Below are 19,081 nucleotides of genomic sequence, written 5' to 3'. Positions count from 1 at the left end.
TACGGACTCCCCCGTCGCCTAGACCCACTTGGCCTGGAGCAGGTTGATGCCCGGATAGGGCTGGGGCCTTATCCCCGCGAGCCGGCGCGGATTCCACGCCGTCATCAGCTCGTTGTGCACCACCGGGTAGAGCACGGCCTGTTCGGCGACGACGTCGATGTAGTCCTGGATCATCGTCTTCTTCTTGTCGGCGTCCGGTTCCTGCGTCGCCCGGTCCATGTCCTTGAAGAGCTGCTTGGCGACGGGGTCGCCGGCCCAGCGGGCGTAGCCCATCCAGAGGTTCTGGGGGCCGTAGTTGTAGTGCATGATCAGGTCGGCGTCGAGGCCGAACTGGTTGGGGTTCGAGGCGGCGGCGACGACCTGGTAGTCCTGCTTCTGGTCCATCTTGGTGAACACGGCCGTGGTCTCCTGCGGGGACAGGGTCGTCTCCACGCCGATCGCGTCCCAGGACGCCTTGACGGTCGGCAGGCAGTCGACGATCCAGCTGACGTTCACCGACAGGATCTCGATGCTCAGCTTCTCGACCCCGGCCTCCTTCAGGAGCTTCTTCGCCTTCTCCGGGTCGTAGGAGTAGACGGTCTTCGCGGGACGGTAGGAGGGGTTGGCCTCGTTGAGGAAGGAGGTCGACGGCTTCCCGTGCCCCTTGAGCGCGACCTCGACCATCTTGTCGGTGTCGATGGCGTAGCGCAGCGCCTGCCGGACGCGGACGTCGTCGAACGGCTTGTGCTCGGTGTTGAACATCAGGAACAGGTTGTTCATGCCCGCCCCGCCCTGGACGGTCATGCCGCCCTTGCGGAGCTGTGCGATGTTGGCGTACGGGATGTTGTCGGCGATCTGGGCCCCGGCGCTCGCCCCGGAGATCTTCGCGACGCGGGGCGCGGCGTCCACTATGGTCAGCCAGTTCATCTTCTTGAAGGCGGCCCTGCGCGGCCCGTTGTAGGCGGTGAACGCCTCGAACGTCGTGTTGGACTTCGGGTGGTGCGCGGTCTGCCGGTAGGGGCCCGAACCGATCGCCTTGCCCTTGATCGCGTCGTCCCAGGCGCCCGGCTGCGAGAAGACGTGCTTGGGCATGATCTTCGCCAGGGTGAGCCGGGAGACCCCTTCGGGGAAGGGGAACTTGAGGACCAGCTCGACGTTCCGCGCGTCGATCTTGCGTACTTCTTTCAGCCAGGGGGCGAAGAAGCCCTTGGCGAGCGTCTGGGTCTTCGGGTCGAGGATCCGGTCGAAGACGAAGACCACGTCGTCGGCGGTGACCGGCTTCCCGTCGTGGAACGTGGCTCCCGCCCGCAGGGTGAACTTCCAGGACGTGCCGGTGAGGTCGGCGGGCACCTGGGTGGCGAGCGCCGCGTAGGGCTCGCGGGAGATCGGGTCGGTGTCCAGCAGGCCTTCGTAGATGTGGTTGTTGGCGGCCATGCAGAAGGCGGACGCGGTCTGGGTCGGGTCCCAGCTGCCGTCGTTCCCGTAGCCGATCACGGCGGTCAGCGTGGCGTTCGCACCGCTGCCCGAACCACCGGTGTCGTTGGTCGACTCCGGCCCGGACGAGCAGGCGCCGAGCGTCGAGGAGAGGGCGGCGGCCGCGCCCAGGGCCCCGGTGTACTTCAGGAACGACCGGCGGTGCGGCGCCGGAGCGGGGTTCACGTCGCGCACGGTTCCTCCAGCAAGGAGTGGTCCAGTTGAACGGTCCGGTGAGGCGGTGGAGCGGTCGGTGCGGCCGTCCCGGGAAGCAGGAGATACGACGTCCTACGTCATGGGGGGCAGCGCGACCATAGGAAAGGGCGCGGAGGGGGTCAAGGGCCCGCACACGAATGGCGTATCTTCCACAGGCACGACCAATGACGGTATGAAACAGGGGTAGTTGGCCGAACTTGGCGTTTAATCAGCCCGGAGGTGGGACGTCCGATGTCCAGCGAGCGTACGATGCGGCGCATGCCTGAGGAGACCGGGAACCGGCGCCGGCCCGAGCGCCGGGTGAGCAGCCAGATCCAGCGCGAGGTCATGCAGCTGATCCTCGACCAGGGGCTCCCGGCCGGTGCGCCGCTGCCCACCGAGACCGAGCTGATGAACGACCTCGGGGTGAGTCGCAATTCGGTCCGCGAGGCGCTCAAGGCCCTTCAGGCGCTCGACATAGTCGAGATCCGGCACGGCTACGGCACCTATGTGGGTGAGGCGTCGATGACTCCGTTCGTCGACGGACTGACCTTCCGCACCCTCGCCCGCCCGGACGATCCCACCGGGGCGCTGGCCGAGATCCTCCAGGTCCGCGAGGTGCTGGAGGAGGGCCTGATAAGCCGGGTGGCCGAAGTGCTGACCGAGGAGGAGCTGGACCGGCTCGAAGCCGTCGTCACGGAGATGGAGGAGGCGGGCGACGACGGCCGCTCCTTCCCCGAACTCGACATCCAGTTCCACGAGTTGCTGTACGCCTCGCTCGGCAACCCGCTCGTTCCCCAGCTCCTCGGCGCGTTCTGGACCGTCTTCAGGCGGGTCGCCGCGGTGCGCGGCTGGACCGACGACGTCACCCCGGAGGTGACGGCCCGCCGCCACCGCGACATCCTCACCGCCCTGCGGGTCCGGGACGTCGAGGGCGCCCGGCGCGCGATGGCCGACCACTTCCGGGGCATCGAGGCCCGCGCCGCGCAGGGCGCCCACGGCGTGAGCTGAACAGGCCCCCTCCCCGGGCCCGCTCTCCGGTCCGCTCCTCCGGTCCGGGAAGTCGGGCTGCGTGCCCGGCGCCGCCCGGTCCCACACCCCGAGTCCGCCTCCGCCCGGGTCCGCCGCTTTTACCCGCCTCGCCTTGGCCCGGGTTTCCCGCGGGGTGCCGTCGGCCCCGCACTCCCGGGTCCGCTCCGCCTCGGCCCGGCTCCCCGCCGGGGTCCGCCCCTCGGCGCCGGTGCCGAGGGGCCCTGCACCCCAGGGCCCGCCCCGCCCGGGTCCGCCGCTCCCGCCCGTCCCGCCTCGGCCCGGGGTCTGCGCTCCGTGCGCCCTAGGCTGGGCCCATGGCCGACATGAGACCCGACTCCCCGTCCGGCTCCCGGGCCCACGAGGGCACCTGGGACGCGCGCGCCCCCGGGGTGCTGGCGCTGCCCTCCGGCCGGCTGATCCGGGGCCGGGCGCTGCGCCGGCCGCTCCCGGCCGACGGAGGACCCGAGCCCGCCTACGCCGTCCACCTCCTCGGCAAAGAGCCGCCCCCGGTCCCCTGGGAGGCCCACTGGCTGCGCTGGCCGGACTTCCGGCTGCCCGCCGACCGGGCGAGGGCCCGCGCGGTGCTCACGGAGGCCTGGCGACGGGCCGCGGACGAACGCGTCGAGATCGCCTGCCACGGTGGACGGGGCCGCACCGGCACGGCCCTGGCCTGCGTCGCCGTCCTCGACGGCGTACCGCCCGGGGAGGCGGTGGCGTACGTGCGCGAGCACTACGACCGGCACGCGGTGGAGACACCCTGGCAGCGCGCGTACGTACGCCGCTTCGGCACGCCGGACTGATCCGGACGGCCGACCCGGCCCCGAGGACTAGGGGCGCGTCGCCCGGAAACGGAGGATGCTTCCCTTCGGGTGCACGTCGACGGAGACGTCCGTGAAGCCGGCCGCGCCCAGCCGCCCGGGGAGCTCCGCCGGGTCGACGGTGTTCATCGTGTCGCGCACGTGCAGCAGCCGGAAGCCCAGGCTCGGCAGGCTGTCGCTGCCCGCGAAGACACCGCCCGGACGCAGCACCCTCGACGCCTCCGCGAAGATGCGGTCCTGCCGGTCGGCGGTGGGCACGTGGTGCAGCATCGTGAAGCAGACGACGGAGTCGAACGAGGCGTCCGGCAGCGGCAGCTCCGCGCCGTCCGCGTGCAGGACGCGGGCCCGCCCGCCCCACCGCCCGGTCAGCAGCCGCGCGGTGTCCGCGTCGATCTCGGCGACGGTCAGACGCTCCACGGACTCGACCAGGACCCGCAGGTTGGCGCCGTAGCCGGGCCCGATCTCCAGCACGTCGTCGCCCAGTTCCACGTCCCTCAGGGCCCAGGGCAGGATGCGGTCCCTGGTGGTGCGCGCCCAGCCTTCTGAGCTGCAGAGTCTGCGGTGTGCTCGGTTCATCGGCATGCCGTCGACGCTAGGGGCGGGGCCGGGCCGTCCGCCACGGGCTAGGCTGCCGACCCATGTCGCGAAACGGACAGGGGCCGGCGGGCACGGCCGTCTTCGTGGGGCACTTCACCATGCCCCGGGGCACCGTCTTCGCCACGCACACCCATCCCGTCCACCAACTGGCGGTCCCCGTAAGAGGATTGCTGCGGGTGAGCAGCGAACGGGGCTCCTGGCTGCTGCCGCCGTCCCTCGCCCTGTGGATCCCGGCCGGGCTGCCGCACCTCACGGAGGCCGCGGGCGACGCGTTCATGCACAGCGCCTACATCGATCCCGCGCGCTGCCCGCAGATCACCTGGACGGAGCCGACGGCCGTGGCGGTCGGCCCCCTGCAGGCCGCGCTCGTCGAGCACTTGGCGGGACTCGGTCTCCCCGACGAACACCGTTCCCGGGCCGAGGCCGTGCTCCTGGACGTCCTGACGCCCGTCCCCGTCACGAGCGTCGCCGTGCGCGTGCCCCGGGACCCCCGGGCCCGGGCCGTCGCCGACGCGCTGAGTGCCGATCCGGCCGACGGCCGCCCGATGTCCGCGTGGGGCGCCGAAGTCGGCGCCGGGGAACGGACGTTGGCGCGGATCTTCGTGGCCGAGACGGGCCTGCCCTTCGGCCAGTGGCGCGAACGGCTGCGCATGCAGGCCGCGATGCCGCTCCTCGCCGACGGCCTGGCCCTGGAGACCGTCGCCCGCCGCACCGGATACGCCTCCGCCAGCTCCTTCGTGGCCGCCTTCCACCGCGTCGTGGGCGTCACGCCCCGCCAGTACTTCCCGTCCCGGACCTGAGCGTCACCGACCTGAGAAGCCGTCACCGATGCTGTCGGCGAGGCGAGTTCAGGAGGACGTGTCGACCACGGTCGTACGTCCCCGGTCCGATGCCCCGGCCGCACCGCCTGCCTACGATCGGGCACATGCATGTCACGCCGTCGCTCCCCTCGCTCAGACGTGTCCCGCCCGGCGCCTGGGTGGCCCTGGCCTGGTGCGCCAGCACCGTGTTCACGTTCCTCGCGCGGATCCGGTTGCCCGGCCAGAACGGGCCGAACGAACTGGCCGCCGCCCAGTTCTACCGCTGGGACGGGATGCTGTTCCTGACCGTGGCGTGCGTCCTGGCCCTGGCCGGCAGTGCCCGGCTCGGACGTCGGCCCCTCGCCGCCCTGGCCATGCTGCTCGCGGCGGGCGCCCTGCTCACCACCAACCTCGCCGTCGGAGCGATCCAGCTCGCCCAGTACCTGGCCGTCGACATCGCTCTCTACTTCATCGCGGCCGCACGTCCCCGCCGCACCGCAGCCGTCGGACTCGCCATGGCGCTCGCCGTCCTGGTCGCCTGGCTGTCGGTACGGCTGCTGATGGGCTGGGACGTCGACACCCTCGTCGAGCTGACCGTGGCGCTGACCGTCGTCGTCTCCTGGCTGCTCGGCGACGCCACCCACCGCACCCGTGTCCACGCCGAACAGCTGCGGACCCGGGCCGCGGACCAGGCCGTCACCGACGAACGCCTGCGCATCGCCCGCGAGATGCACGACATGGTCGCCCACAGCATCGGCATCATCGCCCTCCAGGCGGGCGCGGCGGCCCGGGTCGTGCGCACCCAGCCGGACGCCGCCCGCGAGGCGATGACGGCGGTCGAGACGGCCGGCCGCGAGACCCTCGCCGGGCTGCGCCGCATGCTCGTCGCGCTGCGCGAGGCGGACGACGGGGACCAGGAGGCCCGGACGGACGGCCCGGGTGACGGCGGTGCCGTGGACCCGCGGGACCGGTCCCCGGAACACGGCTCCGCGGAGACGGCCTCTCCCGCCGTGCCCGGCCAGGACGAGGCCAGCACCGCGCGGACCGTGCCGCTGAGCCCGGCCGAGGGCCTGGCCGACCTCGACCGGCTGGCCGCCGCGGCGACCGCGGCCGGAGTCCGCGTGGACGTCCACTGGACCGGCGAGCGGCGTCGGCTCCCTCCGGACATCGACCTGTCCGCGTTCCGGATAGTGCAGGAGTCCGTCACCAACGTCCTGCGGCACGCGGCGACGACCGCCTGCCGAGTGACCGTCGACCACCGTGACACGGAGGTCGCGGTCGAGATCACCGACGACGGCCGGGGCAGGGGCAGCGGCACGGACACGGGCTTCGGCCTCATCGGCATGCGCGAGCGGGCCGCCCTGCTGCACGGCGAGTTCACCGCGGGCCCGCGCCCCGAAGGCGGGTTCCGGGTGAGCGCCCGCCTCCCGATCCCGGCCACGGGCGGGACGGGCACCCGATGACGGTGCGCGTGGTCCTCGCCGACGACCAGCAGCTCATCCGCACGGCCCTGCGCATGGTCATCGCCGACATCGAGGACATCGAGGTGGTGGGCGAGGCGGAGAACGGCGAGGAGGCGGTGGCGCTCGCCGGAGAACTGCGCCCCGACGTCGTCGTCATGGACCTCCGCATGCCCGGCACGAACGGCATCGAGGCGACCCGCCGGATCACGGCGGACACCTCCGCGCCGACGGGCCCGACGAGGATCGTTATCCTCACGACCTTCGACGACGACGATTACGTGTACGGGGCGCTGCGCGCCGGCGCGTCCGGGTTCCTGGTCAAGGACACGGGCCTGGACGACATCATCACGGCGGTGCGCGTGGTGGCGGCCGGGGACGCCCTCATCGCCCCGGGCATCACCCGTCGGCTCATCCAGGACTTCACCGCCGCCCGCCCCGAACTGGTGCGCACACGATCCGAGTTGAAGGGGGTCACGGACCGCGAACGCGAGGTCCTGACGCTGGTCGGCAGCGGGCTGTCCAACACGGAGATCGCCGAGCGGCTCTTCATCACCGTGGCCACGGCGAAGACGTACCTCACCCGGCTGCTCTCGAAGCTGGACGCCAGGGACCGCGTCCAGCTGGTGATCATCGCTTACGAGGCGGGGCTGGTGTCGGTGAACAGGGCCGCGCGAACCCGTGACGCGGCCCGGTGACGCGGGGGTTCAGCCCGCGACGCCGGCGACGAACGCGGTCCACGCGTCCGCGCCGATCAGGAGCACGGGGCCGTCCGGCAGCTTGCTGTCCCGGACGGGGACGGTGCCGGGTACTGCGTCGGCGACTTCGAGGCAACTTCCGCCGTTGTCGTCGCTGTAGCTGCTCTTGCGCCAGCGGGCGTTGCTGACGAACGCGGTCCAGGCGTCCGCGCCGATCAGGAGCACGGGCCCGTCCGGCACCTTGCTGTCCCGGACGGGGACGGTGCCGGTGACTCCGTCGGCGACTTCGAGGCAGTTGCCGCCCTCGCCGTTGCTGTGACTGCTCTTGCGCCAGCGGGCGTTGCTCAGGTCATGGGCGCGCATCGTCTGAAGGCCTCCTCCGCCGCCTCGATCAGGGCAAGGGACGCCTCCGGCGACAGAGCGACGGCCCTGAGCAGATCGTAGGTGTGCTGCGCACGCTTCACCACAGCCGGATCGTCGACGAGCGTTCCCGAAAAGGGGGCTTCCGCATAGGCGGTTGGTGGAGCGTCCTCGAACTCCATGAGCCGGAGGTCCCCGGTCATGAGCGCGTGCGCCCCGGCCGCGTACGGGATCACCTGCACGGCGGCCTTCCGCTCCCGCACCACACCCGCGAGGTGGCCGAGCTGTCCGGACATCGTCGCCGCCCCGCCCACCGGGATGCGCAGCACGTTCTCGTGCAGCACGGCCCAATACAGGGGCCTTGTAGCGTCGGCGAGGACATGGGCCCGCTCCAGCCGGGCGGCCACCTTCTCCTCCACGTACTCGTCCGTCGCGAAGGGATTGGCGGCCAGCGTCACCGCCCGCGCATACCCCGCCGTCTGCAACAGGCCCGGTACCAGGGCCGGGGCGAACTCCGCGATCCTCGTCGCCGTCCGTTCCAGTTCGACGACCGCCGCGAAATACCCCGCGTAGCGCTTGTCGTCGATGAGCTTGTGCCACATCCGCTCGAAGAAACCGTCGCTCCGCAGCAGTGAGTCGATGCGCTGGGCCACGTCCAACTGGGGTTTGCGGATGGCCTGTTCGAACTGGCCGATATAGCCCCCGGAGACGAAGACCCGAGCCCCCAGTTCCACTTGCGTGAAACCTGCATCCTCCCTACGTCGTTTCAGTTCTGAACCGAAAAACTCCCAGGCGGCCTGCCGCGAACCGTTGGCCATGGGCCAACCCTTCTGCGCTGCACCACGCTTGTAGCGGACGGGACCCTGCCGATTCTAGATGCGGAGCGTCACTATGTGGATGCGAAGCGTGAAAACGGCAGATCGGTGGGGCAGGGTGAAGGAAGAACACGCACGAGCACACGTACCGGCACAAGGACGACCCCACGTACACACGCCGCCTGACGGGCGGCGGGACTCGGCGCACCGCGTCGAAGAGGCGGAGGAAACCGTGCAGGATTTACGGACGGCGCTCGCACGGGCCGGCATCACCTTGCCCTCCTTGCGGATCGACCCGGCGAGCGTGGCGCGCGACACACCTCGTCCGCTGATCGTCCTGGGCGGCTGCTCGGTGGAGGTCGCCGCCCGGCTCGCGGCGGCCCTGCGATGAGGTCGGCGGCGCCGCCGACCGGCTCCTGCGCGGTCGACATCCGCACGGGCAGGGTCGGCGTGGTCATGGGGTACGAGGGGCCGTACGTGCAGCTGAGACCGCTCGGCGGCGGCAGGGAGTGGGACTGCCCGCCGGAGGTCGTCCGGGAGGCCACCACGGCCGAGCGGATCGGCGCGGCGACCGCGTACGTCAACGCGCGCAGCCGCGGCGAGGTGCTGTGAGGCGCCGGGGCGCCCCCGGAGCGTGATGGCCGCGGGGGTCGCGAGGGCGGCCCCGGACCCGATATGACCCGTCCGGGTCGGGGCGCGTGCGCCGTAGGCGAGAATGGGCCGTATGAGTCTGTTCCGCGACGACGGCATCGTGCTGCGCACCCAGAAGCTGGGTGAGGCGGACCGGATCATCACGCTGCTCACGCGCGGTCACGGCCGGGTACGGGCGGTGGCGCGCGGGGTCAGGCGGACCAAGTCGAAGTTCGGGGCCCGCCTCGAACCGTTCTCCCACGTGGACGTGCAGTTCTTCGCGCGGGGCGGCGAGCTGATCGGCCGCGGGCTGCCCCTGTGCACCCAGAGCGAGACGATCGCCCCCTACGGCGGCGGGATCGTCACCGACTACGCCCGCTACACGGCGGGCACCGCGATGCTGGAGACCGCCGAGCGGTTCACCGACCACGAGGGGGAGCCGGCGGTCCAGCAGTACCTGCTGCTGGTCGGCGGGCTGCGCACCCTCGCCCGCGGCGAGCACGAGCCGCACCTCGTCCTCGACGCCTTCCTGCTGCGTTCCCTCGCGGTCAACGGCTACGCGCCCAGCTTCAGCGACTGTGCCAAATGCGGCATGCCGGGACCGAACCGCTTCTTCTCGGTCGCGGCGGGAGGAACCGTATGCGCCGACTGCCGGGTGCCCGGCAGCGTCGTACCCTCGCCTCAGGCCCTCGAACTCCTCGGCGCGCTGCTCACGGGAGACTGGGAGACCGCGGACGCTTGCGAGCCGCGGCACGTCCGGGAGGGCAGCGGGCTGGTGTCGGCCTATCTGCACTGGCACCTGGAGCGCGGACTGCGTTCCCTGCGGTACGTGGAGAAGTAGGCGCCGTCCGGGCGGACCCGGGCGGCGGGAGCGCACGCGCGCGGCACGAGCGCGTGCGAACAGCAAAGAACAGCAAGCAGAGCGAGACGAGCGCCCGGCGCACGCGAGCACGCAAGAGGGAGACGAGAAGCACATGGTCGTACGCGGGATCCTGGGCGGCCGGCGCCGCGAGTACAAGGCCCCGGAGCCGCACCCCTCCGGTGCCCGCGCGCCCAAACTCCCCGGCGAACTCGTCCCGGACCACGTGGCGATCGTCATGGACGGGAACGGCCGCTGGGCCAAGGAGCGCGGGCTGCCGCGCACCGAGGGGCACAAGGTCGGTGCCGAGCGCGTGCTCGACGTGCTCCAGGGCGCGGTCGAGGTCGGCGTCGGCAGCATCTCCCTGTACGCCTTCTCCACCGAGAACTGGAAGCGCTCGCCCGACGAGGTGCGCTTCCTGATGAACTTCAACCGCGACTTCATCCGCAAGACCCGCGACACCCTCGACGAACTCGGCATCCGGGTGCGCTGGGTGGGCCGGATGCCCAAGCTGTGGAAGTCGGTCGCCAAGGAGCTCCAGATCGCCCAGGAGCAGACCAAGGACAACGACGCGCTCACGCTGTACTTCTGCATGAACTACGGCGGCCGTGCCGAGATCGCCGACGCGGCCCGGGCCATGGCCGAGGACGTGAAGGCGGGCCGGCTCGACCCGTCGAAGGTCAACGAGAAGACCCTCTCGAAGTACATGTACTACCCGGACATGCCGGACGTGGACCTGTTCCTGCGTCCGAGCGGCGAGCAGCGCACCTCGAACTACCTGATCTGGCAGAGCGCGTACGCCGAGATGGTCTTCCAGGACGTGCTGTGGCCCGACTTCGACCGGCGCGACCTGTGGCGGGCCTGCGTCGAGTACGCCCAGCGCGACCGCCGCTTCGGCGGCGCCGTCCCCAACGAGCAGCTGCTCGCGATGGAGCAGGCCATGCGGGGCGACGGGTCGTGACCCCCGCCGCCCGCGGGTGTTGTCCGAATCCCGCGCGATGACGACGGCCCCTCACCACCGTCCGGTGGTGAGGGGCCGTCGTCATGAGGGTGCGGGCCGGCCGCGGGTGGTTCCCGGCCGCGATCCGGCGCGCGGCCTGATTCCCCGGGGGATCAGGCGTTCGCCGCCGCGCACTCCGCGCAGGTGCCGAAGATCTCCACCGTGTGCGCCACGTTCACGTAGCCGTGCTCCGCGGCGATGGCCTCGGCCCACTTCTCCACCGCGGGGCCCTCCACCTCCACGGCCTTGCCGCAGACGCGGCAGACGAGGTGGTGGTGGTGCTCGCCGCTGGAGCAGCGCCGGTAGACGGACTCGCCCTCCGAGGTGCGCAGGACGTCGACCTCGCCCGCGTCGGCGAGGGACTGGAGCGTGCGGTAGACGGTGGTGAGCCCGACCGAGTCGCCCTTGTGCTTGAGCATGTCGTGCAGCTCCTGCGCGCTGCGGAACTCGGTCACCTCGTCGAGCGCCGCCGCCACGGCGGCACGCTGCCGGGTGGAGCGGCCCCGGACGGGCGATCCAGCGGTTGTCACCGTTGCCTCCTCGCGTCTGCGCTTGCCCGGCCATTGTGCCAGTCCGGGCGGAGCACGGTCAGACGCCGACGGTGTCCTCCGGACCGCGGGTGGCCGGAATGACACACTCCGCGGGATCCCCCGCGGCCTGCGCCGCGGCCGGCGTCCGCGCCCGGCGCCGGGCCAGCGGCGACGCCAGCGCCGTCAGTGCGATGAACGCGCCGATCGTCAGCAGCACGATCGTCGAGCCGGGAGGCACGTCCTGGTAGAACGACGTCACCGTGCCGCCGATCGTCACGCTCACCCCGATCGCCACCGCGACGGCGAAGGTCGCCGCGAAGCTCCGGGTGAGCTGCTGGGCCGCCGCGACCGGCACCACCATCAGCGCGCTCACCAGCAGCAGACCGACCACCCGCATCGCGACGGTGACCGTGACGGCCGCCGTGACCGCCGTCAGCAGGTTCAGGGTCCGCACCGGCAGACCGGTCACCCGGGCGAACTCCTCGTCCTGGCTGACCGCGAACAGCTGCCGGCGCAGCCCGAGCGTGACGGCCATGACGAAGGCGGCCAGCAGGAAGATCGACGTGACGTCGGACGCGCTCACCGTCGACAGCGAGCCGAAGAGGTACGTGGTCAGGTTGGCGGTCGAGCCGCCCGCGAGGTGGGTGAACATCACGCCGCCCGCCATGCCGCCGTAGAAGAGCATGGCCAGCGCGATGTCCCCGCGGGTCTTTCCGTACCAGCGGATCAGCTCCATGAGCACGGCGCCGAGCACGGACACGGCCGTCGCCATCCACACCGGTGAGGTGGACAGCAGGAAGCCGAGGCCGACGCCCGTCATCGCCACGTGGCCGATGCCGTCGCCCATCAGGGCCTGGCGGCGCTGGACGAGGTAGACGCCGACGGAGGGCGCGATGACGCCCACCAGGACGGCGGCGAGCAGGGCCCGCTGCATGAAGGCGTAGTCGAGGATGTCCATCAGCTCAGGAGTCCCGTCCGGATCGGTTCGGCGTCATGAGCCGCGTGGGGGTGTACGTGGTCGTGGCCGGGCAGGGCGTGCTGGCCGACCGCTCTCGGCGGCGGGCCGTCGTGCAGGACGCAGCCGTCCCGCAGGACGACCGCGCGGTCGATCAGCGGCTCCAGGGGGCCCAGCTCGTGCAGGACGAGCAGCACGGACGCGCCCTGGGCGACCTGGCCGCGCAGGGTCTCGGCCAGCACCTCCTGGCTGGCCAGGTCCACGCCCGCCATCGGCTCGTCCATGATCAGCAGTTCGGGTTCGGAGGCCAGCGCGCGGGCGATGAGGACCCGCTGGTGCTGTCCGCCCGACAGGGCGTTCACGGAGTCCTTGGCGCGGTCGGCCATCCCGACGAGCTCCAGGGCCCGTCGTACGGCCGCGTGGTCGGCCTTGCGCAGGATGCCGAAGCGGGCGCGGGACAGCCGCCCCGAGGCGACGATCTCGGTGACCGTCGCCGGCACGCCGCCCGCGGCCGTGGTCCGCTGCGGGACGTAGCCCACCCGGTGCCAGTCGCGGAAGCGGCGGCGCGGGACGCCGAAGATCTCGATCTCGCCGGCGCTGGGGGCGACCTGGCCGATGATGCCCCGCACGGCGGTCGACTTGCCGGAGCCGTTGGCCCCGAGCAGCGCGACGACCTCCCCGCGGCGCACGGTCAGGTCCACGCCGCGCAGGACCGGGCGCGAGCCCAGCTCCGCCCGGACGCCGCGCAGGGACACGACGGACTCGCTCACGACGTCCTCCACAGTGGTCATTTCGTCCCCAGAGCTGTCCGGAGGGCCTTCAGGTTCGACCGCATGACCTGCATGTAGTCGTCGCCCCTTGATTTGTCGGTGATGCCTTCGAGGGGGTCGAGGACGTCCGTCCGCAGCCCCACGTCCCGGGCGATGGTGCCGGCGGTCCGGTCGCTGGTGAGCGTCTCGTAGAACACCGTCGTGACGCCGTCGGCCTTCGCCAGGTTCTCCAGGGTCCTCACCCGGTTCGCGCTGGGTTCCGACTCGGGGTCGAGGCCGTTGACGGCCTCCTCGGTGAGCCCGTAGCGCTCGGCCAGGTAGCCGAACGCGGCGTGGGTGGTGATGAAGGTCTTGGTCCTCGTGTCCGCGAGACCCTCGCGGAAGTCCTCGTCCAGCGCGGCGAACTTCTTCCGCAGCGCCGCCGTGTTCCTGTCGTAGTCGGCCGCGTGCTTCGGGTCGGCCTTCTTCAGCGCGGCCGACACGCCCTCGGCCACCTGGGCGAAGCGCACGGGGTCGAGCCAGACGTGCGGGTCGGCGGTGCCGGCGTCCTCGCCCTCGTCGTGGTCGTGCGCGGCAGCGTGCCCGCCGACCTCGTTGCCGTGCTTCTCCAGCGTCGTCAGCGAGGCCGCGTCGACCTTGGTCCGCACCCCGGACTGGGCGACCGCGTCGTCGACGGCCGGCTGGAGGTTCTTGACGTAGAACACCGCGTCGGCCTCCTGGAGCCGCGCGGTCTGGCGGGCGCTGATCTCCAGGTCGTGCGGCTCCTGGCCGGGCCGGGTCAGGTTCGTGACGCTCACGTGCGTCCCGCCGATCTCCTCGACGAGGTACTGGAGCGGGTAGAACGACGCGACCACGTCGAGTCCGCCGTGGCCGCGGGTGTCGGCCACGGCGGAGCCCGAGCAGGCCGTGAGGGTGCCGAGGCCGAGGGCGCAGGCAGCCACGGCCGCGGCCCCGGGTATGAGGCGTCGTCGTACGTTCATGACAGTCATTTTCAACAAACTTGGAAACGATTGTCAACAAGCCCTCGCGCGGGGTGCCCGCACACCCCCCGGCAACGGGTATCAAGCGGATTCAATCGGCAGGAAGCGGGCCACGGCGGGAACCGATTTGATGCGGGGGTGGCCGACGCCGGTAACCTGAATCATTCGCTGCCGTCCGTTCGTAATGAAGAGAGCACCGTGGCCGCCGACAAGATCGATTCCATCGTCAGCCTGAGCAAGCGCCGTGGCTTCGTTTTCCCCTGTAGTGAGATCTACGGCGGACAGCGTGCCGCCTGGGACTACGGCCCGCTCGGCGTCGAGCTCAAGGAGAACCTGAAGCGCCAGTGGTGGCGCTACATGGTCACGTCGCGCGAGGACGTGGTCGGTCTCGACTCGTCCGTGATCCTGGCCCCCGAGGTGTGGGTCGCCTCCGGTCACGTCGCCACCTTCACGGACCCGCTGACCGAGTGCACCTCGTGCCACAAGCGGTTCCGCGCCGACCACCTGGAGGAGCACTACGAGGCCAAGCACGGCCGCCTCCCGGAGAACGGCCTCGCCGACCTCAACTGCCCCAACTGCGGCAACAAGGGCACCTTCACCGAGCCCAAGCAGTTCTCGGGCCTGCTCTCCACCCACCTCGGCCCGACCCAGGACAGCGGCTCCGTCGCCTACCTGCGCCCCGAGACCGCCCAGGGCATCTTCACCAACTTCGCCCAGGTGCAGGTCGCCTCGCGCAAGAAGCCGCCGTTCGGCATCGCCCAGATGGGCAAGTCCTTCCGCAACGAGATCACGCCCGGCAACTTCATCTTCCGCACCCGCGAGTTCGAGCAGATGGAGATGGAGTTCTTCGTCAAGCCGGGCGAGGACGAGCAGTGGCAGGAGTACTGGATGGAGCAGCGCTGGAACTGGTACACCGGTCTCGGCATGCGCGAGGAGAACATGCGGTGGTTCGAGCACCCGCAGGAGAAGCTCTCCCACTACTCCAAGCGCACCGCCGACATCGAGTACCGCTTCCAGTTCGGCGGCAACGAGTGGGGTGAGCTGGAGGGCGTCGCCAACCGCACCGACTACGACCTCGGCGCGCACTCCAAGGCCTCCGGTCAGGACCTCTCCTTCTTCGACCAGGAAGCCGGAGAGCGCTGGACCCCGTACGTCATCGAGCCCGCCGCCGGTGTCGGCCGCGCGATGCTGGCCTTCCTCCTCGACGCCTACGTCGAGGACGAGGCCCCGAACGCCAAGGGCAAGATGGAGAAGCGCACGGTGCTGCGCCTCGACCACCGCCTCGCCCCGGTGAAGGTCGCGGTCCTGCCGCTGTCCCGCAACGCGGACCTGTCCCCGAAGGCCAAGGGCCTCGCCGCGGCGCTGCGCCAGAACTGGAACATCGAGTTCGACGACGCCGGCGCCATCGGCCGCCGCTACCGCCGTCAGGACGAGATCGGCACGCCGTTCTGCGTCACCGTCGACTTCGACACCCTCGACGACAACGCCGTCACGGTGCGCGAGCGCGACTCGATGAAGCAGGAGCGCGTCTCGCTCGACCAGATCGAGGGCTACCTGGCCGCCCGTCTCGTCGGCTGCTGACCCACGCGTCCACGAAGCCCCCGGTTCCCGAGCAGGGAGCCGGGGGCTTCGCGCCGTCCCGGGCGGCGGGACGTGCGGGCGGGGCCGGGCGGCGGTCCGCCGTTCACCGGTGGCCGGGCGCCGGTGCGGGGCGGCGGCGGTCGAGCGCGGCCGGGTCGGCGGCGCCCCCGGGGGCGTCGGCGTGACGGGTCGTCCGGAGCGGGCCGGCGTCCGGCAGGACGACGCCCTCCCGGGCCGGGACGTGCACCAGGGTCAGCGGGGCCGCACGGGCGCTGCCGTCACCGAAGGGAGCGGCGGCTGTTGCCCGTCGACTGTGCACAAGCGTGTTCCGGCGTGCGTGTGTGGGTGTCGACGGTCTCCGCCGGCGTGAGGCACGGGAGGGAACGGGGGTTCCTTCCTCGAATGCGTGACCTCCATGGGTGCCGGTCGGGGGCGAGGTCGTTCTCCCGGGCCGGTGTCAGGTGGCAGGTCTCAGCTCTCAGGTCTCTTTGGGGTCGACCGTCGCCTGGTGCTCCTCGGCCAGGTGCTCCTCCGCCTTCAGCCAGGGAAGGAACTGGGTGTTCTTGCGCCAGCCGCACGTCTCGCACCGGATGGTGCGCTGGACGCCCGCCCGTTGCACGTGGACGGTGTGCTCGCGGCCGTGCTGGTCCCAGCGGCTCACTTTGCTCGTGTTGATCTGAAGCATGGCACCTCCTGGTTCTCCCGCTTCGTCTGCGCAGCAAGGGATGTGCAGCAAGGAGTGTGCAGCATGGCGAAGATCAACGGGGGTTCTTCGGAGGCGAGTTGGGAGCGGGCGCGCTCGCGGCCGGGCCGGGGGCGGATGGCCCCGCGCCCCCGGCGGCGGTCCTGGTGACGCTGACCTGGTGTTCCGTCCGTCGGCCCGTCGGCGTCCCGGCCGCGGTGGAACGCGCCCGGCCCTCGGCGCACCGGCGCGCGCCGAGGGCCCGCGGCCGGTCCCGGCCGCGGGTGGGACCGTCAGCGGATCGTGCGCGGCAGCCGCAGGCTCAGCACGGTGGTCAGGGCCACTCCGGCCAGCTGTACCAGGAGGGTCGTCACCAGGGCGTCCCGCATGCCGCGGGCCGGGACCAGGGACAGGAACAGGGTGCCGAGGGTGGCCACCCCGACGGCGAGCGCCGCCTGCTGGGTGGTGGCCATCACGCCGCTGCCCACGCCGGCCCGCGCGGTCGGCACCTCGGAGAGGATGATCCGGATGAGGACGGGCAGCTGGAGCGCCTGGCCCGCGCCGGCGACGGCCGCTCCGGGCAGCAGTTCCGCCACCCCGAGGTCCGGCCAGGAGCGCCAGGCGGCCAGCGTGATGAGGGCCAGGCCCACGGCCTGGACCAGTCCGCCCGCGGTGACGACCCGGGTGCCGAAGCGGGCGATCAGCCGGGGCCCGCACAGGGAGGTGACGAAGAAGACGACCGCCATGGGCGCGAGGGCCAGCCCCGCCGGGACGGGACCGAGGCCCTCGCCGCGCTGGAGGGCCACCGCGATCACGAACATGAAGCCGCTGAACCCGATGGAGAACGGCACGATCATGATCAGACCCCGGCGCAGCGAGGTCAGCTCGAACAGGCTCGGCGGGACCAGGGGGGTGCGGCCGGCCCGGTCCGCCCGGCGTTCGACCCGGTAGAAGGCGGTGGCCGCGAGCGGGAACAGGGCGAGGGACACCCAGGTCCACAGCGGCCAGCCCGCCGCCCGGCCCTCGGTGAGCGGGGCGAGCAGCGCCAGCAGGGAGACCGCGAGCAGGAGCGTGCCGGGGGCGTCGACCGGCTCCGGGCGCTGGGAGCGGGTCTCGGGGACGGCACGGCGGGCCAGGGCCAGGCCGAGCACGACGACGGGCACGTTCACGAGGAACACCGAGCGCCAGCCGGTGCCCGCGATGTCGGCCGCGACCAGGAGGCCGCCGAGGATCTGCCCCGCCACCATGGACAGGCCGGCCGTGGCGCCGTACAGGCCCATCGCCTTGGCGCGGCGGGTACCGGAGGTCGCCGCCTGGATGGTGGCGAGGACCTGCGGCAGCATCGCCGCGGACGCCGCGCCCTGGGCGACGCGCGCCGCCACCAGGGTCCACGCGGTGGGCGCGAGACCGCAGGCGAGCGAGGTCAGGCCGAAGGCCGCCATCCCGCCGAGGAAGAGCCGGCGGCGCCCGAACAGGTCGCCCAGACGTCCGCCGAGGACGAGCAGGACGGCGTACGCGACCCCGTAGCCGGCGACGACGAGTTCGAGGACGGCCTCACTCGCGTCCAGGTCCTGCCCGATGGTCGGGAGGGCCACGTTGACGATGAAGAAGTCGATCAGGGGCAGTGCCGCGCCGAGCAGCACCGTGAAGAGTCCGAGGCCGCCGAGCGCGGGAGGCGCCGTGGGCGCACGGACGGTGGTCGTGAGAGTTCCGGTTTCGGTCACGTCACCCAGACTTCTCCCGGACTCAGACGGGTACCAGAGTCTTCTTGTCCTGGTACTACCACTACCTGGCAACAGGCTGCGGCGGGCGGCAGGCTGGGGGCATGACGACGATGGCACAGCGGACGACCACCGGCACGGGCCCCGAGCGGGCGGCGGCCGGCGGTCCGGAACCGGCGCCCACCTCCACCGGGTCCGACGCGGCGTCCCGTGCGGGGGAGATCCGGCGGCACGAGCTGGCCACCTTCCTGCGCAGCCGCCGCGAACGCATCACGCCCGAACAAGTCCAGCTGCCCCGTGGCCGCCGACGGCGCACACCGGGCCTGCGCCGCGAGGAGGTCGCCCAGCTCTCCGCCGTGGGGGTCACCTGGTACACCTGGCTGGAGCAGGCCCGCGACATCCAGGTCTCCGAACAGGTCCTCGACGCGCTGGCCCGCACCCTGCTGCTGGACACCAGCGAGCGGGCCCACCTCTTCCAGCTGGCCGGGGCGGTCGACCCCACGCCCGCCGCGCACTGCCCGGTGATCACCCCGGCACTGCGCCGGATCCTGACGCAGCTGGAGCCGGTTCCGGCCTGCATCCAGAACAGCCGGTACGACATCCTGGCGTACAACCGCACCTACGCGCGGCTGACGATGCGCGACCTCGACACGGTCCCGCCCGCCGACCGCAACTGCGTGCTCCTCGCCTACACCCACCCGGAGTGGCGCGAGTCGATCGTCCTGCTCGACGAGACCACGCGGCTGATGGCCGCGAAGCTGCGCGCGTCGATGGCCGGGCACCTGGGGGAGCCCGCCTGGAAGACGCTGCTGAAGCGGCTGCGGACCGAGTCGGCGGAGTTCCGCGAGAACTGGGACCGCTACGAGGTGGCCGCCACCCGCGGCAAGACCAAGCAGTTCCTGAACCCGTACGTCGGCCTGGTGACCGTCGACCAGACCGACCTGTGGCTCGCCCCCGATCTGGGCGCCCGCATGATGACGTACCCGCCCCACGACGAGGAGAGCCGCGCACGGCTGGAGAAGCTGTACGCGATCGCGCTGGAGGCGGAGGCGGAGGCGGAGGCGGAGGCGGAGGCGGAGGGCCGGGACCGGGCCGCCGCGCGCTCCCGGGCGAAGGCGGCGGGAGCGGTCTGACCCGGGAGCGGTC

The 19,081-nt window shown here is 71.9% G+C and carries 22 protein-coding genes; 11 read left to right on the top strand and 11 right to left on the bottom strand.

Going from position 1 to position 19,081, the window contains the following annotated elements; genetic code table 11:
• Positions 1–18: 18 nt before the first annotated feature.
• Positions 19–1,647, bottom strand: coding sequence for an ABC transporter substrate-binding protein (locus ACICHK_RS14260; RefSeq protein WP_406837197.1), 1,629 nt, complete (start codon positions 1,645–1,647; stop codon positions 19–21).
• Positions 1,648–1,917: 270 nt separating this feature from the next.
• Between ACICHK_RS14260 and ACICHK_RS14255 the strand changes: the two genes are divergently transcribed.
• The gene (locus ACICHK_RS14255) at positions 1,918–2,658 is read left to right on the top strand and encodes a FadR/GntR family transcriptional regulator (protein WP_406841220.1); all 741 of its coding nucleotides are present in this window, start codon (positions 1,918–1,920) and stop codon (positions 2,656–2,658) included.
• A 344-nt stretch (positions 2,659–3,002) separates the two neighbouring features.
• Positions 3,003–3,479 (top strand): protein-tyrosine phosphatase family protein, encoded by a 477-nt coding sequence (locus ACICHK_RS14250; RefSeq protein WP_406841219.1) that lies wholly within the window; start codon positions 3,003–3,005, stop codon positions 3,477–3,479.
• A gap of 27 nt (positions 3,480–3,506) precedes the next feature.
• On the opposite strand, the gene ACICHK_RS14245 is transcribed toward ACICHK_RS14250, so the two are convergent.
• Entirely contained in the window at positions 3,507–4,079 is a 573-nt protein-coding gene (locus tag ACICHK_RS14245) for a class I SAM-dependent methyltransferase (RefSeq protein ID WP_406837196.1), read from the bottom strand.
• A gap of 56 nt (positions 4,080–4,135) precedes the next feature.
• Here ACICHK_RS14245 and ACICHK_RS14240 point away from each other — a divergent pair, with 56 nt between their 5' ends.
• The 3 genes from ACICHK_RS14240 to ACICHK_RS14230 all read left to right on the top strand — a co-directional run bounded on the left by ACICHK_RS14240 (position 4,136) and on the right by ACICHK_RS14230 (position 7,052).
• A complete protein-coding gene (locus ACICHK_RS14240) occupies positions 4,136–4,894 on the top strand; it encodes an AraC family transcriptional regulator (RefSeq protein ID WP_406837195.1) in 759 nt (252 codons plus the stop codon).
• A gap of 125 nt (positions 4,895–5,019) precedes the next feature.
• Complete coding sequence (locus ACICHK_RS14235) at positions 5,020–6,357, top strand: sensor histidine kinase (protein ID WP_406837194.1); 1,338 nt, start codon at positions 5,020–5,022, stop codon at positions 6,355–6,357.
• Positions 6,354–7,052 (top strand): response regulator, encoded by a 699-nt coding sequence (locus tag ACICHK_RS14230; RefSeq protein ID WP_406837193.1) that lies wholly within the window; start codon positions 6,354–6,356, stop codon positions 7,050–7,052. Before ACICHK_RS14235 ends, ACICHK_RS14230 begins: the two co-directional genes overlap by 4 nt.
• 9 nt (positions 7,053–7,061) lie before the next feature.
• Here the strand turns inward: ACICHK_RS14230 and ACICHK_RS14225 are convergent, their stop codons facing one another.
• On the bottom strand, positions 7,062–7,415 hold the full coding sequence (locus ACICHK_RS14225; RefSeq protein WP_406837192.1) for a DUF397 domain-containing protein: 354 nt from the start codon (positions 7,413–7,415) through the stop codon (positions 7,062–7,064).
• Positions 7,397–8,230, bottom strand: a complete 834-nt coding sequence (locus ACICHK_RS14220; protein ID WP_406837191.1) for a helix-turn-helix domain-containing protein — start codon at positions 8,228–8,230, stop codon at positions 7,397–7,399. Before ACICHK_RS14220 ends, ACICHK_RS14225 begins: the two co-directional genes overlap by 19 nt.
• Before the next feature lie 229 nt (positions 8,231–8,459).
• Between ACICHK_RS14220 and ACICHK_RS14215 the strand changes: the two genes are divergently transcribed.
• The 4 genes from ACICHK_RS14215 (at position 8,460) to ACICHK_RS14200 (ending at position 10,677) form a co-directional block, all read left to right on the top strand.
• Positions 8,460–8,618, top strand: coding sequence for a hypothetical protein (locus ACICHK_RS14215; protein ID WP_192582289.1), 159 nt, complete (start codon positions 8,460–8,462; stop codon positions 8,616–8,618).
• A complete protein-coding gene (locus ACICHK_RS14210; protein ID WP_406837190.1) occupies positions 8,615–8,839 on the top strand; it encodes a hypothetical protein in 225 nt (74 codons plus the stop codon). Before ACICHK_RS14215 ends, ACICHK_RS14210 begins: the two co-directional genes overlap by 4 nt.
• Before the next feature lie 112 nt (positions 8,840–8,951).
• The gene (gene recO, locus ACICHK_RS14205) at positions 8,952–9,698 is read left to right on the top strand and encodes a DNA repair protein RecO (protein ID WP_151468022.1); all 747 of its coding nucleotides are present in this window, start codon (positions 8,952–8,954) and stop codon (positions 9,696–9,698) included.
• Positions 9,699–9,831: 133 nt separating this feature from the next.
• On the top strand, positions 9,832–10,677 hold the full coding sequence (locus ACICHK_RS14200; RefSeq protein WP_151468023.1) for an isoprenyl transferase: 846 nt from the start codon (positions 9,832–9,834) through the stop codon (positions 10,675–10,677).
• Positions 10,678–10,829: 152 nt separating this feature from the next.
• Here the strand turns inward: ACICHK_RS14200 and ACICHK_RS14195 are convergent, their stop codons facing one another.
• From ACICHK_RS14195 to ACICHK_RS14180, 4 genes are read right to left on the bottom strand one after another with little or no spacing between them, the layout of a single operon-like run.
• A complete protein-coding gene (locus ACICHK_RS14195) occupies positions 10,830–11,246 on the bottom strand; it encodes a Fur family transcriptional regulator (protein WP_151468024.1) in 417 nt (138 codons plus the stop codon).
• A gap of 58 nt (positions 11,247–11,304) precedes the next feature.
• Positions 11,305–12,204 (bottom strand): metal ABC transporter permease, encoded by a 900-nt coding sequence (locus ACICHK_RS14190; RefSeq protein ID WP_406837189.1) that lies wholly within the window; start codon positions 12,202–12,204, stop codon positions 11,305–11,307.
• A complete protein-coding gene (locus ACICHK_RS14185) occupies positions 12,204–12,992 on the bottom strand; it encodes a metal ABC transporter ATP-binding protein (RefSeq protein ID WP_406837188.1) in 789 nt (262 codons plus the stop codon). The genes ACICHK_RS14190 and ACICHK_RS14185 overlap by 1 nt, the downstream gene beginning before the upstream one ends.
• Positions 12,989–13,951 (bottom strand): metal ABC transporter substrate-binding protein, encoded by a 963-nt coding sequence (locus ACICHK_RS14180; RefSeq protein ID WP_406837187.1) that lies wholly within the window; start codon positions 13,949–13,951, stop codon positions 12,989–12,991. The genes ACICHK_RS14185 and ACICHK_RS14180 overlap by 4 nt, the downstream gene beginning before the upstream one ends.
• Positions 13,952–14,149: 198 nt before the next feature.
• Between ACICHK_RS14180 and ACICHK_RS14175 the strand changes: the two genes are divergently transcribed.
• Entirely contained in the window at positions 14,150–15,532 is a 1,383-nt protein-coding gene (locus ACICHK_RS14175; protein ID WP_406837186.1) for a glycine--tRNA ligase, read from the top strand.
• Between the two features lie 103 nt (positions 15,533–15,635).
• Here the strand turns inward: ACICHK_RS14175 and ACICHK_RS14170 are convergent, their stop codons facing one another.
• The 3 genes from ACICHK_RS14170 to ACICHK_RS14160 all read right to left on the bottom strand — a co-directional run bounded on the left by ACICHK_RS14170 (position 15,636) and on the right by ACICHK_RS14160 (position 17,938).
• Entirely contained in the window at positions 15,636–15,851 is a 216-nt protein-coding gene (locus ACICHK_RS14170; protein ID WP_406837185.1) for a hypothetical protein, read from the bottom strand.
• A gap of 159 nt (positions 15,852–16,010) precedes the next feature.
• Positions 16,011–16,217: a hypothetical protein gene (locus tag ACICHK_RS14165; protein ID WP_151468029.1), complete on the bottom strand. Its 207-nt coding sequence runs from the start codon at positions 16,215–16,217 to the stop codon at positions 16,011–16,013.
• Between the two features lie 290 nt (positions 16,218–16,507).
• A complete protein-coding gene (locus tag ACICHK_RS14160; protein ID WP_406837184.1) occupies positions 16,508–17,938 on the bottom strand; it encodes an MFS transporter in 1,431 nt (476 codons plus the stop codon).
• Between the two features lie 101 nt (positions 17,939–18,039).
• On the opposite strand from ACICHK_RS14160, the gene ACICHK_RS14155 reads away from it, so the two are divergent.
• Positions 18,040–19,068: a helix-turn-helix transcriptional regulator gene (locus ACICHK_RS14155; RefSeq protein ID WP_406837183.1), complete on the top strand. Its 1,029-nt coding sequence runs from the start codon at positions 18,040–18,042 to the stop codon at positions 19,066–19,068.
• Positions 19,069–19,081 lie beyond the last annotated feature (13 nt).

It is taken from the genome of Streptomyces sp. AHU1 (assembly GCF_045343905.1).
GTDB lineage: Bacteria > Actinomycetota > Actinomycetes > Streptomycetales > Streptomycetaceae > Streptomyces > Streptomyces triticiradicis.
This window is presented reverse-complemented; position numbering and strand designations above follow the sequence as displayed.

Coding starts and splice junctions, on each gene's coding strand:
- ACICHK_RS14255 (WP_406841220.1), top strand. CDS start 1,918: ATGCGGCGCATGCCTGAGGAGACCGGGAACCGGCGCCGGCCCGAGCGC.
- ACICHK_RS14250 (WP_406841219.1), top strand. CDS start 3,003: ATGAGACCCGACTCCCCGTCCGGCTCCCGGGCCCACGAGGGCACCTGG.
- ACICHK_RS14245 (WP_406837196.1), bottom strand. CDS start 4,079: ATGCCGATGAACCGAGCACACCGCAGACTCTGCAGCTCAGAAGGCTGG.
- ACICHK_RS14240 (WP_406837195.1), top strand. CDS start 4,136: ATGTCGCGAAACGGACAGGGGCCGGCGGGCACGGCCGTCTTCGTGGGG.
- ACICHK_RS14235 (WP_406837194.1), top strand. CDS start 5,020: ATGCATGTCACGCCGTCGCTCCCCTCGCTCAGACGTGTCCCGCCCGGC.
- ACICHK_RS14230 (WP_406837193.1), top strand. CDS start 6,354: ATGACGGTGCGCGTGGTCCTCGCCGACGACCAGCAGCTCATCCGCACG.
- ACICHK_RS14225 (WP_406837192.1), bottom strand. CDS start 7,415: ATGCGCGCCCATGACCTGAGCAACGCCCGCTGGCGCAAGAGCAGTCAC.
- ACICHK_RS14220 (WP_406837191.1), bottom strand. CDS start 8,230: ATGGCCAACGGTTCGCGGCAGGCCGCCTGGGAGTTTTTCGGTTCAGAA.
- ACICHK_RS14210 (WP_406837190.1), top strand. CDS start 8,615: ATGAGGTCGGCGGCGCCGCCGACCGGCTCCTGCGCGGTCGACATCCGC.
- recO (WP_151468022.1), top strand. CDS start 8,952: ATGAGTCTGTTCCGCGACGACGGCATCGTGCTGCGCACCCAGAAGCTG.
- ACICHK_RS14200 (WP_151468023.1), top strand. CDS start 9,832: ATGGTCGTACGCGGGATCCTGGGCGGCCGGCGCCGCGAGTACAAGGCC.
- ACICHK_RS14190 (WP_406837189.1), bottom strand. CDS start 12,204: ATGGACATCCTCGACTACGCCTTCATGCAGCGGGCCCTGCTCGCCGCC.
- ACICHK_RS14185 (WP_406837188.1), bottom strand. CDS start 12,992: ATGACCACTGTGGAGGACGTCGTGAGCGAGTCCGTCGTGTCCCTGCGC.
- ACICHK_RS14180 (WP_406837187.1), bottom strand. CDS start 13,951: ATGAACGTACGACGACGCCTCATACCCGGGGCCGCGGCCGTGGCTGCC.
- ACICHK_RS14165 (WP_151468029.1), bottom strand. CDS start 16,217: ATGCTTCAGATCAACACGAGCAAAGTGAGCCGCTGGGACCAGCACGGC.
- ACICHK_RS14155 (WP_406837183.1), top strand. CDS start 18,040: ATGACGACGATGGCACAGCGGACGACCACCGGCACGGGCCCCGAGCGG.